Raw genomic sequence first — 14,978 nt, forward strand, 5'->3', positions numbered from 1 at the left:
AGGTTATTAAAGTTGTTTGAAAGTTATTTTCCACTTTCATTCAATAATGTTTCAGGAATAATAAAATTATCTAATCGGAGATCGATCGTATAACATAGCCTCCGTTAAGAAATTAAAAACTTTTCATTTAAGTGTATACATTTATCCTTACTTATTCGTTGTATAAACATGGGGAGGACAAATGATGAAGAAAGATAATGGATTTGCCTCCTATCTTATCAATTTAGTAGAGGAAGTATTCAATCTATTACTAGCGAAAGGAGCCAAAAAAGAAGATGTAGAAGATATCATTCAAACAATTTTTACAAAGTGTACACACTGTTGGATGATCTAACAGAGAGCAATATACGTCCGTAGTTTTTTTGGGTAGCACTCAATGAATATATTAATTTGAATAAAAGGGGAGAAACAGAGCATCTACTTAACCGAGGAAATTTATTCAAAGCTATAATATACAGATTGTGAATTTGATGCCATTTTAAATAAAGATGAGATTTTCAATTTATTAAAAGAAGTCAAAAAAGAATATAAAAAAATTTTAGTTATTTTGGACATTAAAGTAATTAGTGGATGTTTTTTCCCATCCCCGAAAAGGGGGATTAATACAAAATATTCCAAATTAGTATTAGATTAAATTTTAAAATATGTATGTCAATTCTTCTACAATTGTATTGACATGTTTCAAATATAGATAAGTTGTATTTTTGAAATGAAAAATTCTACATTTTTAGTTATGTCACAAAGTACACTTTTTGACATAACGCTTAATTTTCTTATGAATTAAGCTTATTCCCCTTTTTCGGGGATAGGCAAAGATACTCCTTATTGGAATCCTTGATCACTGTGTAGGAGAATGCCTTTCACGTTCCATTTTTATACTTCACAAAATATTCAAATACTATAATAAAACAGAACTGAATATCGTGTTAAAACACAATTGAAAACGTTTTCAAAAAATGAAGTGTTAGGAGAGAGTTCAAGATGAAGAAAAAAATGAAGAAGCCTATGGTAGCATTGATGTTAGCCACCTCGATTGGCATACCTTGTATATCTGGACCTGGTAATGCATTAGCAGCAGAAAATACTCCAACTAGTGTTAATGAAAATGTAAGAGTTGGTATTACAGATGTCCAATCTGAATTAAAGAAAATAGGAGAATATCATTATACTAATAATATTGCAGGTACAAAAATTGAGTCATGGCCTACACTGACTTTCAAGCAAAAACCAGATAGTGTTGACACAAAAATTAACTTCAGTATTACGGGTAAAGAAAATAAATTGAACTTTGATAGTTCAATCGTTGAATACATAGGAGAAAATGTATTTCCTAACCCATTTGATGAACCTGTGGAGCGCACAACAGCTAAATATTCTAAGGCTGTAACAGAGTCAACAACCACCACGACAGTACAGGGTTTTAAAGTGGGAGGTTCGGGTGACGGCAGTAACATATTTACCATTCCATTACTCTTAAATAACGGTATAAAAGTAAATGCAGAATTCAACTCTTCTACTTCAGAATCAAAAACAAAATCCGAGACAAAAACAGTAGAAGCATCTCCACAAAAAATAATAGTTCCACCGCATAAAACATATAAAGCAGACGTTATATTGGAACAAAGAAATTATTGGGGTGATGTTACGTTTACCGGTGTAGGGAGCAATCCTGTGACGACAATAAAGGGAACTGCATCATATTGGGCTCCAAATGGTATGGGTGCTTGGAAACAATACACTTTTAGTGACAAAACAGAAAATTATTGGAAAGGTCTATCTACTTCTCAAAAAAATAGTGTAAACGGAATCAAATTTGAAAATAATAATGTAAAGGCAGAAGGGACAGCTAGAGTCGAAGGTATATTTGGTAGTCTGTTAACTGTAAATGTTTATGATATTACAGATAAATCAAATCCTAAGTTAGTGGAAACAAGAAGTTTCAAATAATATTTTGAGGAGGTTCCATCAAATAAAGTATTTGGGTTATTTTTGAATTTAATTTATAAGTTTTCACCATTTTTTGTATTATCGCCTGTAAAGGGAAGATTCCTAGTCAAGAAAACACTTTGATTAGGGGTCTTTTTTCTTATTCCCCCCTTTCGAGGGGATGGGCAAAAACACCCTTAGTATAAAGCAAAAATTATTTCGTGCACGTAAATTTATTCACTTAAAAATAGGAGGGAAACATTAATGGACACTTCGTTAAAGAATGCTTTAAAAAAAGCTAAGCGAAAACAATTACTAAAAATCGTCATCACTTCAATTCTCTTTGTACTTATTCTATTACCCACCCTTTATAAAACGGGGAATTACTTTGCGGCGAAAAGTTCTACAAAACTTCATGAACAGCTCTTTTTACATAATGAAATTACTGAACCTAATATTAAAATCGATACTCAAACAACGAGTAATTCTTCCATGTTTGGTGGTAATATTATATCGAATCGTTCTAAAAATATTAATGTTTATGTAGTCCCATGGAGCACACTTACAAGTTCGTAGGATTGGTTTCGCCTTCATATTGATAACAACGAATTAATACGAGGATTTTATTGATCTGATACAGAGTTATATGAGTATGACAAACAAAGAATAATAAGGGTGTACGAAATGATCTAGGGGCAATTTCACAAATGGAAAATCACATTAACGTGCTTTTTATGAATATAAATCAAAACAAGAATTATCTTTGTTCGCTGAAGAGTTATATCTATATTTGTCCCCTGCTACACTTAATTAGCTATAGAAGCGGATGCGATGAAAAGAAAACCTTAGTGTCACGGGTACCATTTTCTATCTTTATGTGTGTGGTTTAATCAAAAAATCGCTACCGCCTCTCTTACTCAACCTTGTAATCAGTAAAAAATCTCAACAGAAATTTTATTAAGTCCGGATAGGCTTAATCGACGCTTTAACTCAGCTTCTATAGCTTTATTTACTACACTTTTACAAGCTATTCGTGAAAAGAAAAAGGGATTGCATATAAAGATCGCACGAAGCTTTTACAAGGAATTACGGTATATACGACAAATATTCCTACGGAATGGATACCAAAAGAGAAAATCTATTATTTATATTCATTGCGTTGGCAAATTGGTGTGTCCAGTGAAGTACGTGATTATACGGAGATGAAAATTCGCAAACTGTTAATGAGGAAGAAACGACGCTGAAAGCGTAGCATCGGATGGCAGAGATGGAGTAACGAATATCTCTATGGTGTACCAGGGCTTTACTGGGACTGGAAAGTCCAGAAAGTTTCCAATGAAAGTGTCTGCCATTTGATAAGTCTCATAACCCTTTTGATGAAGTTTATGGGGTGAGCTGCTTTGAGGGGAAAACCTCACGAGCAAGTTCTTAAGGGGGAGAGGCTGGAAACGGGTCACAACTGATACCGTACCAGTCTTTTACCCGACAACTGTTATTTAAAATATGGAAATCTTGGTTTTGAATTCATTGTTGTAATTTTATTAAGCAAGAGCGGATAGAATGTCACCTATATGGACAACTCTTTAGTATTCCATCATGTTCTTCTACTATGTTTAAAATGGGGGGACTCCCGTTTCCAACTAAGTGAATATAAAGCGATGTACATGATTAAAAATTATTTCTTACTTTTTCATTATACATTTCATAAAAAACGCCCAAGAATTATCAAAGATTCTCCTTCGTCTGTTTAACCTCCTACAGCGAAACGGACGAAAAGCCCACAAGTATGAGAAAAAACACTCTTTCGAGTGCTTTTTCTGGAAATACTTGATAAAAAAATTTTCATTCATGTTCTATGACATAGTGCTTATACAAGAAGAACAACATCCGAATTAAGAATAACATAGATAGCAAATTCAAGGCACGAATTTTTTTCCACTTTCCAAAAGGAAAAAATATTCTGTTCTTATAAGTGTAGGGGATGTTGTAAAACACATAAGTACCAAAAAATGAATAAAGAAATAAATTTGTTTTCTTGGAAGATGGAAGAAAAACAACTGCCGTATTTAAAAAATATTTGAAACGAGGATTTCAGGGGGACAAACGAAATCAAAAAAAGTAACAGATATTACTTATGTAAAAATTGAAGTTTAATTTACTTATTTGTTGGCTGTATTAGATCTATACAACAATGAAATTGTTGCCTTGAAGCTACCTTTAATAGACGATTTAGATTTGGATTTAATAACATTGCAACAATCAAAAAAACCTTAAGTGGTCTTATCCCTGTCAAGTAGACAGTATTAAAAAGACTAAGCAGCCATGGAGATTCGATATTCTATCGGAGCTCGATGGTTGAGTCGTTTTTGGAAACGTTTATAGTTATAAAAGTAAATATATTCTTCAATTGCTTGTATTAAATCCGCTTCTGTTTTAAAACGATTCAAATACAACATCTCCGATTTAAAATGGGAGAAAACTGACTCGATACAGGCATTATCATGGCAGTTTCCTTTGCGAGAGTGGTTGCCAATAATACCTAAATCTAAAAGTCGTTTGTTGTAGGCATGAGATGTGTACTGGAACCCCTGATCTGAATGGAGAATGGTTCCACGCACATCTCTTTTTTGTGCCAACATTTCAATTGTATCTAATACAAGTTCATTATCATTACGCTTGGAAATTTTCCAAGAAACAACTTCGTTATTATAAATATCTTGTACAACAGAAAGATAGCGGAAGCCCTCTTGAAATCGTAGGTAGGTAATGTCTGTAACAAGCGCTTCATTTTGCTGGCGATCTTTGAATTCCCGGTTTAAAACATTTGGAAAAGTATTAGAATAATTCCCTTTAAAGAAGCGACGCTTCTTCCGAATAATAGACTGAATGTTAAGCTCACTCATTAATCGATATACCTTTTTGTGATTTATAAAATAACCCTCTTCTTCTAAAGCAATTTTCATACGTGGATAACCATATTCTTTGTGCTTTAGGTGAATAGATTGAATTACCTTTTTTAATCGTTTATCGGATTCTAGTCGTATGTTGTTCATACTTTTTGTATGAACCCACTTATAGTAACTTGAGCGATGTACACTCGCAAAATTAGTAAGCCATATAACGGGATATTTTCTCTTTAGTAATTCAATGATATGATATCGTTCTTTATATTTTAGTACGCCCCCATTTACAGATTTGGATACTGCTTTTTTAAATATTCAACCAGAGCCTTATAGTAATCACGCTCTTCTTCAACAGTTTTAAAATGAATCCGTTTGCCTTTTAAAGGGTTCGGTATACCTTTCATTTTATTATTTTCCCCACGAGTATTTGTAATTTCACCACATTCTTTATATTTTTTTACCCAATTTTTAAGTTGCGTAGAGCTTCTAATCTGATATTTCTCCGTTATCATATTGTAGATTCCTTCACCGTTTAAATAACTTTGAACAGCTGATAACTTGATCTCATTTGAGTATGTATTAAATGTGGTACCTTTTTTGGCCATGAAAAATCCCCTCCAAGTAATAGTGTAACATCCATGTGTATACATGGTCTTTTTCACACTGTCTACCTAAAGTGGATAATATCAAAGTGCCAAGTCCTTTTACATTCAGACCAAGGGTTTCAATATACATCAAATTCTTGCGCCAAACAGTTAGGGAAATTAGAATTTGTTGATAGTTATTCTAGACGTGGAAACGGTTCTAATATATAAAAACAGAAAAATTGAATTTAATGCGCCCCAAAATATATGAAATGGTCTTTGAAGTAATTCAAGAATATATTCAATTCTATAATATAAAACCGTTCAATGAAAATATCCACGGCCTTGTTCTGATATTTTATTGGGACAAGGCCGTAGCATAATACCTTTTTTATTACTGTCTACTTGATAGGGGGATGACCATTTTTATTTTTATAAAAAACAACAAATTATTTCATGACTTTTTAACAGCATCTCTGCAGTTTAAAGAACCTTGCTATAAAATCTATATTTTCCTATTTTTTTAAAGAAGCATGATCCATTTTTAATATTTTTATCCCTTCTTTTAATGTAAACGCATCTGCCCTTAATGTTTTCCAACTATCTTTCGCTGCATTTAAGTTAGGTTTTAAGAATTTTAATTTATTTTGATCTACTTTTTGGGATGCTTTATCAATATGATTAAGTACTCCTGAATATTGAGAATCTAAATCATGCCATTGTGCTGATATATAGGTAAGAGCATTAATAGCTGATCCAATTGCATTTTGCATTTCAGCAATATTATTATACGCAACTCCAACTATACGATTTAATGTTATTTTATAGTCTACCGTCTGGCGTAATTGCACTAACAATGGCTCTAACGTACCTAAATTGTCTCTCGCTACCCCTATCATTACACCTCCAGTAATCCATGTAGGAATTGAGGGAACTGATACAGTTATTATTCCATCCGATTCTACTTGTTTAAAATGTCTTACTTGCTCTAAAACATCATTTAGGCGTTTTTCATCTTCATCTATTCCAGATGCTTGATTTTTTAAAATCGATTGCAAGATATCTTTATGACCTCCAAATGCTCGGACATCTTCTCCAATACTATCTCTTAACTTAGCTAGTTCTTGTATTAAATTCTGTGTATATGCTTGGTTTTGTTTAATCTCACCTTGTAAATCTGTAATGCCTTCTTTTAATGTATCTGCATCTCCTTCATTAATTGCTTCTACTAATGTATCGTAATAATTGTCAAATGTGGTATCATACTCTACAATTCCTGTAAGGGTATCTAAAAGTTGTTTTTTTATTTGCGTATCCCATTTTGTAGCATGCTCTCTTGCATTCTTTTGATCTTGTATAATTTGACTAGGTATATTTGTATATCCTTTAATATCAATTCCTTCAAAGTTAACATCTGGATTATTAATTAACAAATAAGAGTAATCATTCATGGATTTTGCAAATACCCCAGCATCTTGCAAAGCTTTTTTCATCTTTTCACTGTTTACAGAAAGAGATATATCTTCCGTACTGGTTTGTTCTATTTTACTTTCACTTGCAAAAGCAGCTACTGGTGAAACTACAGTAGTTGTTGTCAGGGTTAAAAACGTCGATACAGCAAGTAGTTTATAAGGAAAATTATTATTCACTTTAATTCCTCCTATGAATATATATTAATTTTTAGTTTGTCTTTTCTTGTTTAAAAGCAATGTCTTTGGAAATGAATTCTGCGTCCTTATGAATATCATTCCAACTTTGTTTAGCAGCTTTTAAATCGTCAGGTATTAACGAAAGTTTCTGTTCTTGCATTTGATCGATATTATCATATAAATCTTTATAATTAGCCCCCATTTTATTCCATTGTTGCTGAATACTTGTTAGAGACATGATTGCTTGGTCCACTGTCTGATACAAATATGTTAGAGTGTCCTTGGTATTAGTAAGTGAAATAACCGCTTGATTAGCCAGATCAGCTTTCATACTTAATTCTCCGATTTTATTCGAAATTTCATTATAAGAATTCATATGATTAGATGCCTCGACACCAGCTGCTGTTCCTAAACCGATACCAGCGGCTCCTAGAGCTGTAAGACCACCAACAACAGCTGGTGTAGCTGTACCACCCGTCACAACAATTACTACCGCTCCTGCAATCGTTCCAATAACTAAAATAGCAGCTCCTAATCCACCACCAATTGACCAGGCTAATACATTATCAAAATGTGATTTCTGTGTAGAACGTAAATTCTCAATTTCGGCCTGAAGTTGTGGGACTAGTGCTTGTTTTCCCGCTAATATAGCCGTTAATCCGCCCTGTCCATCTGGACCACCAACATTATTTTTAAAATCTACAGTATTTGTATACAACTTTGTTTTAAAAGCCTCTAACATCTTAATGACTTCCGTAACATCATTTGAATTTGTATGAATTGTATTGATTAAATCCCCTATTCCTTCTTTGAGGCTCACCTTATCTTTCTTTTTTACAGTGTCTACTAGTGTGTCGTAATAGTTTTGAAATTGCTCATCATAATTTACAATATTACGCGCTGTTTTTTGAATGTTTGGCTTCGCTGTATCTAACCAGTAATTTGCATTGATTCGTGACAGTTCCTGATTTAGGTGAATATTTTTGATTAATTCTCCTCCCCCGGAACCTAAATCAATGTTGGATAAATTTACATTCGGTTGCTTAATCATAGTTTTAGCGTATAAATCCATTACAAGAATATGAGAGCCTGTTTCAGCCAATGCTTTCTTTAATCCTTCAGGTCCTAACGCATAATTTTCTATTTTCTGTTCCTGAGCTGTCTGTTCTTGTGCAAGTGCATGAATAGTACTACCATTCGTAGCAGTTATAACCGTTGCTAAAGTGGCTAAAGTTATAACCTTAAATGGAAATTTCATCATTTGATCTCCTCCTTATTTTCAGTTGCAATATAATCTTTTTGATAAACCTATGTTCTTAATATTAGAATTTATAAACTTGTTCTTCGAGTTGAGTTGTTACACTTTTTAATCGTCTTAATGTATCTTTTTGAGTCTGAGTGTTATTGGCATCAACTTCAGTCGATAATTTTGTAATACTATTATTTATTAGATCCAAATCCTCTTTGTAACGTTTCATTAGCTCAATTTCTCCATCTACTTGGTTAGCAAATGTATGCAAATCATTTTGCATGAAAAGAATCATTGATTTTTGTAAATCCGCTACAGTTAATTTAGTTGTTAAGTCATATAATTTCTGATTTTGTTTCTCTAAATCATTTAAATATGCACGTTGCTCTGTTGTTAGTTTATTAATTTCAGCAAAAGTATTATATGTTTTTTTTATTTTTTCAGGATCAATCACTTTCATAAGATCATACTCTTTCGTTTTTGTAACTGCAGCTGCAGCGATTTCACCTTTTTTACTTTTCTCTATTGCTTCACGTGCTTCTTTTTTGGCAGCCTCAATTTCTATAGCTGATTTTCCCTTTTCTTTTGCTTCTTGCTCTGCTTTCTTCTCTGCTTCTACAATAGCATTATTTATTTCTTGTCCTTTGTTATACGCTACTACTGCTGTTTGAGCAGCCGGTTCAATGATATCTTTCGATAAACTATAAATTTCCTGGAATACCTTTAGTCCTTGTTCATTTAAAGCTCCTGGTAATAACGCTATTTGCCGCAAATCATTTTGAATTGATTTTTTTGTATCTAGCATTTCATTTTTTAACTTATCTATTTTTCCTGTTCCCTCTGAATTAAGGACACTCTGTGCTTTTGCCACATCAGTATCAAGATTTTTCAACTTCTTATCTACCTGTAGTTTTAGATCTGTTAACTCATTAATTTGGCGTTGCACACTTTCTTGGTTTGTTATGGTCATGTCTTGAAGGACTTCCAGTCTATCTGTAAATCCTTCTTTATCTTCCTTATTATCTACAAATCCTTTTAACGTTGGATAATAACTATTAAATTTAGTTACAAATCCTTTACTTTTTGAATTTAATAGAATTAATTTAGGATAAAGTTCGGATGACCACTCTTTCATATCTTGTTTAATTAGAAATTGAGTTGTTTTTAAAGATGGAACTTCTTCAAGTTGTACATTCGGATTTGCTAAAGTTCCATCGATAAAGATTTGTGTTAACTTGGAGTGTGCACCTAATTTTCGTAATGCTGAGGAAATATCTATATTATCTTGTTTTGTTTCTGCCTGAACAATTGGCGTTGCGAGAGTATTGATAGGAATAGTCGCCCCGGTAACAATGGATGTTATTAAAAATCCTGTCATAATTTTATTCTTCATACTATACACCTCTTTATTATTTTTTTACAATTTCAATTTTAAATATTTCATAACCTTACTTTAGGATTTCTTCAAACAAAATTGAGAATAAAGATTTTGTGTTTAAGTAATCATAACTCGTTTTATATTTTTGTTCGAATATAAGGACCTTACTTCCCCTTCATTTTAAACACAATGCTTTTTATTAGTAAACCAAAAAATCGCATTAATTAAATTTGATTTTTCAATTTTTTATTATTCGATTTTTTAAATATTATATCTGAAAAACTAAATGTAACTCTCATTTCATAAATCGAAATAATTATACTATTATAATTAAAGATAGAAATTTATTTTTCTCTTTAATTACTCTCACGAAATTATTTTAATATAATTAATAGATAACTCATCTATATATGTATTTATCTTTATATGCAAAATTGCATATTTATATGAAAATATTCTGCTAAAAAATTTCATGAATTTATTATTCTAATCTCAACAAATTCAATCAGAAATACAGTTTATTTAGTAAACTATTTTTACACAGATATCGGTCTAACCCCTTTATCAGTATACACATTGTTCCAACTACGTATTATTTACTTGCTCAAAAAAACTGGGCCATCAACTAGATTACGCAAATGATTGTGAATCTCGATACGGATTTTAGCCATTTAATGATGAGTTAGAGCGGATAGAATAAAAGTATGCATAAATAAATTCTCCCATCAAATGATCTACTTACGAGAGAACAATCATTTTTTCTTTATGTAAATATCCACGCCTGAAAATTTAAAGAATAACTCCATTACGGAATTGCCTCAACAGTTTCCCTTGCGGAACTTACTTTATTAAGGGCTAGTACCAATAGTAACTTAATATTTTGAAGTATCCCCAAAACGATAAGAATGAACTTCTTTCTATAAATGACAAAAATTTTTCGTTTTGGGGCATTATAAAATTTATACTTGATAGTGATGTGACGGTACTCCTAATAGCTTTTTATGTATACTTATAAAATAATAATGAAATTTTCATAAGAGGAAAAAGTATATGTGAATTGGGTTAGATTAGATATACAATCACTTTGCCTGTATGAAGTAGCTACTAACATACTTTTGTAACTATTTATTAATATTCTTAGATATAATAATATATTATCTATGTAATAATTTATAGTTATGCATAACAATCGTATTCCTGCAGTCATACTAAAAGTGGCTATAAAAGTTGCAGAGACTTGTGTAAATATTTCTACTAGCTCTCGCTATTATATTTATAAATATATTTCCTATAATTAAATCACAATATACTCTGCTATTAAAGATAGTTTCTTAAACACGATAATTTCCATTTCAGTATATTAATTATTAGATATTAATGGCAGCTAAACACTTCAATTTTTTTAAGTAAAATATAAGCTTACAATTAATTAATATGTAGCTAATTTTCTCAATGTATGTATTTATGTAAAAATACATGAAAGTCTAAACATAATTTTTTAGATTTATATAAAATCCATGTGATCTAATGTTAAATCATATAAATAAATTCGGACGGATATAATTCATATAAAAAAACTCCTCAAAAATTAAGATTTTTGGGGAGTAAATGCATTGTACGTATAAACGTTTCAGCACTTGTTTCTTTGAAATTACAATAGATTACGTTTTACTTAGTAATTTCATTTCATGATTTTTTCTATTTTGTTATTATATAGAGGGTCAGCAATAATTATTGGTGGGCCAACAAGATTTTTATCATCGTATATAATAAGAGGATGTATTAAGGTATTCTTCACTGAATTATCTAATGTTAGTTTAAACTTTACAGTTTACTGTTGTTATGGATTAATAATGACTGAATTGGCAAACGATGATGTTATTAAAATATCATCGTTTACTTTTACATTCTTAACAAGAATATCTTTAGTACCGTTATTTTTAATATTGTAATAGCATTCATATTCTATTAAATTTTTAATTCTATCTATTACCGCAGATCCACCCACAATCTCAACATTAGAAGGATCTTTTTTAATGATATTTATGATGGAATCACCTAGTGACGTAGCATATTTAATACCATTTATTTTCAAATGAAAATTCCCATTTTTAAACTTATATTTCCCTATTTTTTGGCTTTTTAAATTAAAAGTAAGTCTATAACAATTCCAAGGGAATTGTTCCTGTTTGTACAAGAGTTGAGTTTGATAAATTGTAAAGTTAGTATTATTTGATTTTACACTAAATTCCAGATCGTTTTTAGTATAATTTGATTTTGATATATAAAGAGGATATTGAAACATAATGGTATCTTCACTCGTAGTTGTCATATTGTTATGCCAATTATTCACAATGATAGGTGGCTTATAATTCGATTTTTCATCTTCTATCCTATTTCCATTCTCGTTAATACAATATGGTTTTTATTTAACTCCCCAATCATAACCGAATCCTGTGAATTCTTTTGCGACTACTGTTTGGGTATCAGTTTGAATTACTTCTCTCATGACCCTATATTCAGATTTTTGCTTCACATTATATTTTTGATAGATATTTCGACTATTTACGTAATACACTTTATTAGGATCCGTGACAGGAACAGTATATGTTGCAGTTCTCGTAAATGTATTTCCAATTGAAAATCCAGCTGTACCTTCTAACTTACGCATAGGTATTTTTAGATTTCCTTAATAAGTATTGCTTACTGATCTACTATCTGAGATAGTTAAAGAAGCACAACCAGGTTTTCCTCTTGCCTCTCCTACTCGCGCACCCACGGTCCGTATTCAATTCCAGCTGTTTCTTTAGATTGAACCTCCCATGTAGTCCAATACCCGTCAATTACATCAGCTTTCGCACTTTCAGTACCGGGAACCCCTCCACTTAATAATGTAGCAGAACAAACGAAGCTCAGAAATAACTTTTTCATTTTTCTTCCATCCTTTCAATTTTATAACTTCAAGGATATTGCATCATAATATCTAATTATTTATTATTAATTACATAAATATTTTGTCAATTTGCGAATTTGCATTCTTTTATTTGTATTTAGATATATATTATACAAATATTAATACTTAATATATATAATATAAAATTATGCATTAAGTAACAATTATTAAAAAAACCTAAAAATGTGTCTCTAAAATAAAAGTCTCTTTTCAGGTTTGCACTTTAAATATTATAATTCTGTTATTTTTAATGTTTGATATTTACTCTGCCGTCTTCGAAGATCTGAATCGATTGATATGATTCCATGAACCCTTTTGTTTTGGGGTTTCCAGCGTTAATAAATCTCGTATTATGCTTGCTCATATACTCCTGCATTTTATTAAATTTCTTCTTATCTACGATATACATATAAAAATACACTTGTTCACCATCTACCTCTAAGATTCAGAAAGCTGGAAGGCATCTCCTTACTTCTCTTTAAAATACTCTCTTGCTTCTTCATAGCTCTTAAAATCAGAAATTCCTGCTTCTTCCTCACGACTAATCCATAATTTTAATGGCATTTCATTTACCTCAATCTAGTTATTTTTATTGATTTTTCTTTTGTATTATTATAGGTTATTGTTCTAATGATCTCTATAAATATTTTAAATATTCTATTTTTGTCAATTGTGTTGAAATATATTTGTTGTCTTTGGGAACAACTAATACAGATACAAACTACATAACTATTACCACATTTCTGCTCATGTATATCCTGTAGTCTTTAAGCAAAGATAAAAGCCCCTCTAATTAAAGTGATATTATCCACTTTAGGTAGACAGTGTGAAAAAGACCATGTATACACATGGATGTTACACTATTACTTGGAGGGGATTTTTCATGGCCAAAAATGGTACAACATTTAATACATACTCAAATGAGATCAAGTTATCAGCTGTTCAAAGTTATTTAAACGATGAGGGAAGCTACGATATGATAGCGGAAAAATATCAGATTAGAAGCTCTACACAACTTAAAAATTGGGTGAAAAAATATAAAGAATGTGGTGAAATTATAGATACTCGTGGGAAAAATAGTGAAATGAAAGGTATACCGAACCCTTTAAAAGGCAAACGGATTCATTTTAAAACTGTTGAAGAAGAGCGTGACTACTATAAGGCTCAGGTTGAATATTTAAAAAAGCAGTATCCAAATCTGTAAATGGGGGCGTACTAAAATATAAAGAACGATATCATATCATTGAATTACTAAAGAGAAAATATCCTGTTATATGGCTTACTAATTTTGCGAATGTACATCGCTCAAGTTACTATAAGTGGGTTCATACAAAAAGTATGAACAACACGCGACTAGAATCCGATAAACGATTAAAAAAGGTAATTCAATCTATTCACCTAAAGCACAAAGAATATGGTTATCCACGTATGAAAATCGCTTTACAAGAAGAGGGGTATTTTATAAATCACAAAAAAGTATATCGATTAATGAGTGAGCTTAACATTCAATCTATTATTCGGAAGAAGCGTCGCTTCTTTAAAGGGAATTATTCTAATACTTTTCCAAATGTTTTAAACCGGGAATTCAAAAATCGCCAGCAAAATGAAGCGCTTGTTACAGACATTACCTACCTACGATTTCAAGAGGGCTTCCGCTATCTTTCTGTTGTACAAGATATTTATAATAACGAAGTTGTTTCTTGGAAAATTTCCAAGCGTAATGATAATGAACTTGTATTAGATACAATTGAAATGTTGGCACAAAAAAGAGATGTGTGTGGAACCATTCTCCATTCAGATCAAGGATTCCAGTACACATCTCATGCCTACAACAAACGACTTTTAGATTTAGGTATCATTGGCAGCCACTCTCGCAAAGGAAACTGCCATGATAATGCCTGTATCGAGTCATTTTTCTCCCATTTTAAATCGGAGATGTTGTATTTGAATCATTTTAAAACAGAAGCGGATTTAATACAAGCAATTGAAGAATATATTTACTTTTATAACTATAAACGTTTCCAAAAACGACTCAACCATCGAGCTCCGATAGAATATCGAATCTCCATGGCTGCTTAGTCTTTTTAATACTGTCTACTTGACAGGGATAAGACCAAAGAAGGGCTTTTATCTTTCATATAAGTGAATCCGATTTTATGATTTTAAAAAATGAATGTTGTCTGTTATACCCCTATAAATCTCACATTATTATACTAATGTATATAACGGAAATCAATACTATAATAATAGGTATACTTACCCTACTCTTCTTTTACGAGTTGAAATTAAGTTATATAAGGAGCGGTTTGAATGAAGAACAAGTTTGCTCGTATGAT

At 31.3% G+C, this 14,978-nt stretch carries 10 protein-coding genes and 7 pseudogenes; 9 read left to right on the forward strand and 8 right to left on the reverse strand.

Annotated features, from left to right (window positions below; translation table 11 throughout):
- Positions 1–184 precede the first annotated feature (184 nt).
- From NST86_RS32400 to NST86_RS32430, 7 genes and pseudogenes are all read left to right on the forward strand, one after another.
- Positions 185–634 (forward strand): annotated as a pseudogene (locus NST86_RS32400) (RNA polymerase sigma factor).
- A gap of 347 nt (positions 635–981) precedes the next feature.
- The gene (locus tag NST86_RS32405; RefSeq protein WP_086424228.1) at positions 982–1,947 is read left to right on the forward strand and encodes an ETX/MTX2 family pore-forming toxin; all 966 of its coding nucleotides are present in this window, start codon (positions 982–984) and stop codon (positions 1,945–1,947) included.
- A gap of 243 nt (positions 1,948–2,190) precedes the next feature.
- Positions 2,191–2,675: pseudogene (locus NST86_RS32410) on the forward strand (sigma factor regulator N-terminal domain-containing protein); the annotation flags it as partial.
- Between the two features lie 14 nt (positions 2,676–2,689).
- Positions 2,690–2,938 (forward strand): annotated as a pseudogene (locus tag NST86_RS35030) (IS4 family transposase); the annotation flags it as partial.
- A gap of 166 nt (positions 2,939–3,104) precedes the next feature.
- A pseudogene (locus NST86_RS32420) lies at positions 3,105–3,320 on the forward strand (hypothetical protein); the annotation flags it as partial.
- Between the two features lie 92 nt (positions 3,321–3,412).
- Positions 3,413–3,822, forward strand: a pseudogene (locus NST86_RS32425) (hypothetical protein); the annotation flags it as partial.
- Between the two features lie 148 nt (positions 3,823–3,970).
- Positions 3,971–4,185 (forward strand): annotated as a pseudogene (locus NST86_RS32430) (IS3-like element ISBth8 family transposase); the annotation flags it as partial.
- A 53-nt stretch (positions 4,186–4,238) separates the two neighbouring features.
- On the opposite strand, the gene NST86_RS32435 reads toward NST86_RS32430, so the two are convergent.
- Both NST86_RS32435 and NST86_RS35035 read right to left on the reverse strand, forming a co-directional pair.
- Positions 4,239–5,144 carry an IS3 family transposase gene (locus NST86_RS32435; RefSeq protein WP_445661340.1) on the reverse strand — a complete coding sequence of 302 codons (906 nt, stop codon included), beginning with the start codon at positions 5,142–5,144 and terminating at the stop codon, positions 4,239–4,241.
- The gene (locus tag NST86_RS35035; protein WP_445661336.1) at positions 5,114–5,434 is read right to left on the reverse strand and encodes a helix-turn-helix domain-containing protein; all 321 of its coding nucleotides are present in this window, start codon (positions 5,432–5,434) and stop codon (positions 5,114–5,116) included. The genes NST86_RS32435 and NST86_RS35035 overlap by 31 nt, the downstream gene beginning before the upstream one ends.
- Positions 5,435–5,530: 96 nt before the next feature.
- Between NST86_RS35035 and NST86_RS32440 the strand changes: the two are divergent.
- Positions 5,531–5,796: pseudogene (locus NST86_RS32440) on the forward strand (IS3-like element ISBth8 family transposase); the annotation flags it as partial.
- Positions 5,797–5,928: 132 nt separating this feature from the next.
- On the opposite strand, the gene hblA reads toward NST86_RS32440, so the two are convergent.
- From hblA to NST86_RS32470, 6 genes are all read right to left on the reverse strand, one after another.
- Complete coding sequence (gene hblA, locus NST86_RS32445; RefSeq protein WP_086423523.1) at positions 5,929–7,062, reverse strand: hemolysin BL binding component B; 1,134 nt, start codon at positions 7,060–7,062, stop codon at positions 5,929–5,931.
- A 31-nt stretch (positions 7,063–7,093) separates the two neighbouring features.
- A complete protein-coding gene (gene hblD, locus NST86_RS32450; RefSeq protein ID WP_086423413.1) occupies positions 7,094–8,323 on the reverse strand; it encodes a hemolysin BL lytic component L1 in 1,230 nt (409 codons plus the stop codon).
- Positions 8,324–8,384: 61 nt separating this feature from the next.
- Positions 8,385–9,704, reverse strand: a complete 1,320-nt coding sequence (gene hblC / locus NST86_RS32455; protein WP_086423615.1) for a hemolysin BL lytic component L2 — start codon at positions 9,702–9,704, stop codon at positions 8,385–8,387.
- Positions 9,705–11,529: 1,825 nt separating this feature from the next.
- Entirely contained in the window at positions 11,530–11,994 is a 465-nt protein-coding gene (locus NST86_RS32460) for a hypothetical protein (RefSeq protein ID WP_340935342.1), read from the reverse strand.
- 120 nt (positions 11,995–12,114) lie between these two features.
- On the reverse strand, positions 12,115–12,360 hold the full coding sequence (locus NST86_RS32465) for a hypothetical protein (protein WP_086423617.1): 246 nt from the start codon (positions 12,358–12,360) through the stop codon (positions 12,115–12,117).
- A 92-nt stretch (positions 12,361–12,452) separates the two neighbouring features.
- The gene (locus NST86_RS32470) at positions 12,453–12,620 is read right to left on the reverse strand and encodes a hypothetical protein (protein ID WP_176342991.1); all 168 of its coding nucleotides are present in this window, start codon (positions 12,618–12,620) and stop codon (positions 12,453–12,455) included.
- Positions 12,621–13,525: 905 nt separating this feature from the next.
- On the opposite strand from NST86_RS32470, the gene NST86_RS32475 reads away from it, so the two are divergent.
- A protein-coding gene (locus tag NST86_RS32475; protein WP_445661337.1) for an IS3 family transposase occupies positions 13,526–14,721 on the forward strand; the annotation gives its coding sequence in 2 pieces (ribosomal slippage) (positions 13,526–13,820 and positions 13,820–14,721; 1,197 coding nt in all).
- The last annotated feature ends 257 nt before the right edge of the window (positions 14,722–14,978 follow it).

Origin of the sequence: Bacillus sp. FSL L8-0199 (assembly GCF_038005705.1) — a bacterium.
Taxonomy (GTDB): domain Bacteria; phylum Bacillota; class Bacilli; order Bacillales; family Bacillaceae_G; genus Bacillus_A; species Bacillus_A cereus.

Coding starts and splice junctions, on each gene's coding strand:
- NST86_RS32405 (WP_086424228.1), top strand. CDS start 982: ATGAAGAAAAAAATGAAGAAGCCTATGGTAGCATTGATGTTAGCCACC.
- NST86_RS35035 (WP_445661336.1), bottom strand. CDS start 5,434: ATGGCCAAAAAAGGTACCACATTTAATACATACTCAAATGAGATCAAG.
- hblD (WP_086423413.1), bottom strand. CDS start 8,323: ATGATGAAATTTCCATTTAAGGTTATAACTTTAGCCACTTTAGCAACG.
- hblC (WP_086423615.1), bottom strand. CDS start 9,704: ATGAAGAATAAAATTATGACAGGATTTTTAATAACATCCATTGTTACC.
- NST86_RS32460 (WP_340935342.1), bottom strand. CDS start 11,994: ATGTTTCAATATCCTCTTTATATATCAAAATCAAATTATACTAAAAAC.
- NST86_RS32465 (WP_086423617.1), bottom strand. CDS start 12,360: ATGCGTAAGTTAGAAGGTACAGCTGGATTTTCAATTGGAAATACATTT.
- NST86_RS32470 (WP_176342991.1), bottom strand. CDS start 12,620: ATGAAAAAGTTATTTCTGAGCTTCGTTTGTTCTGCTACATTATTAAGT.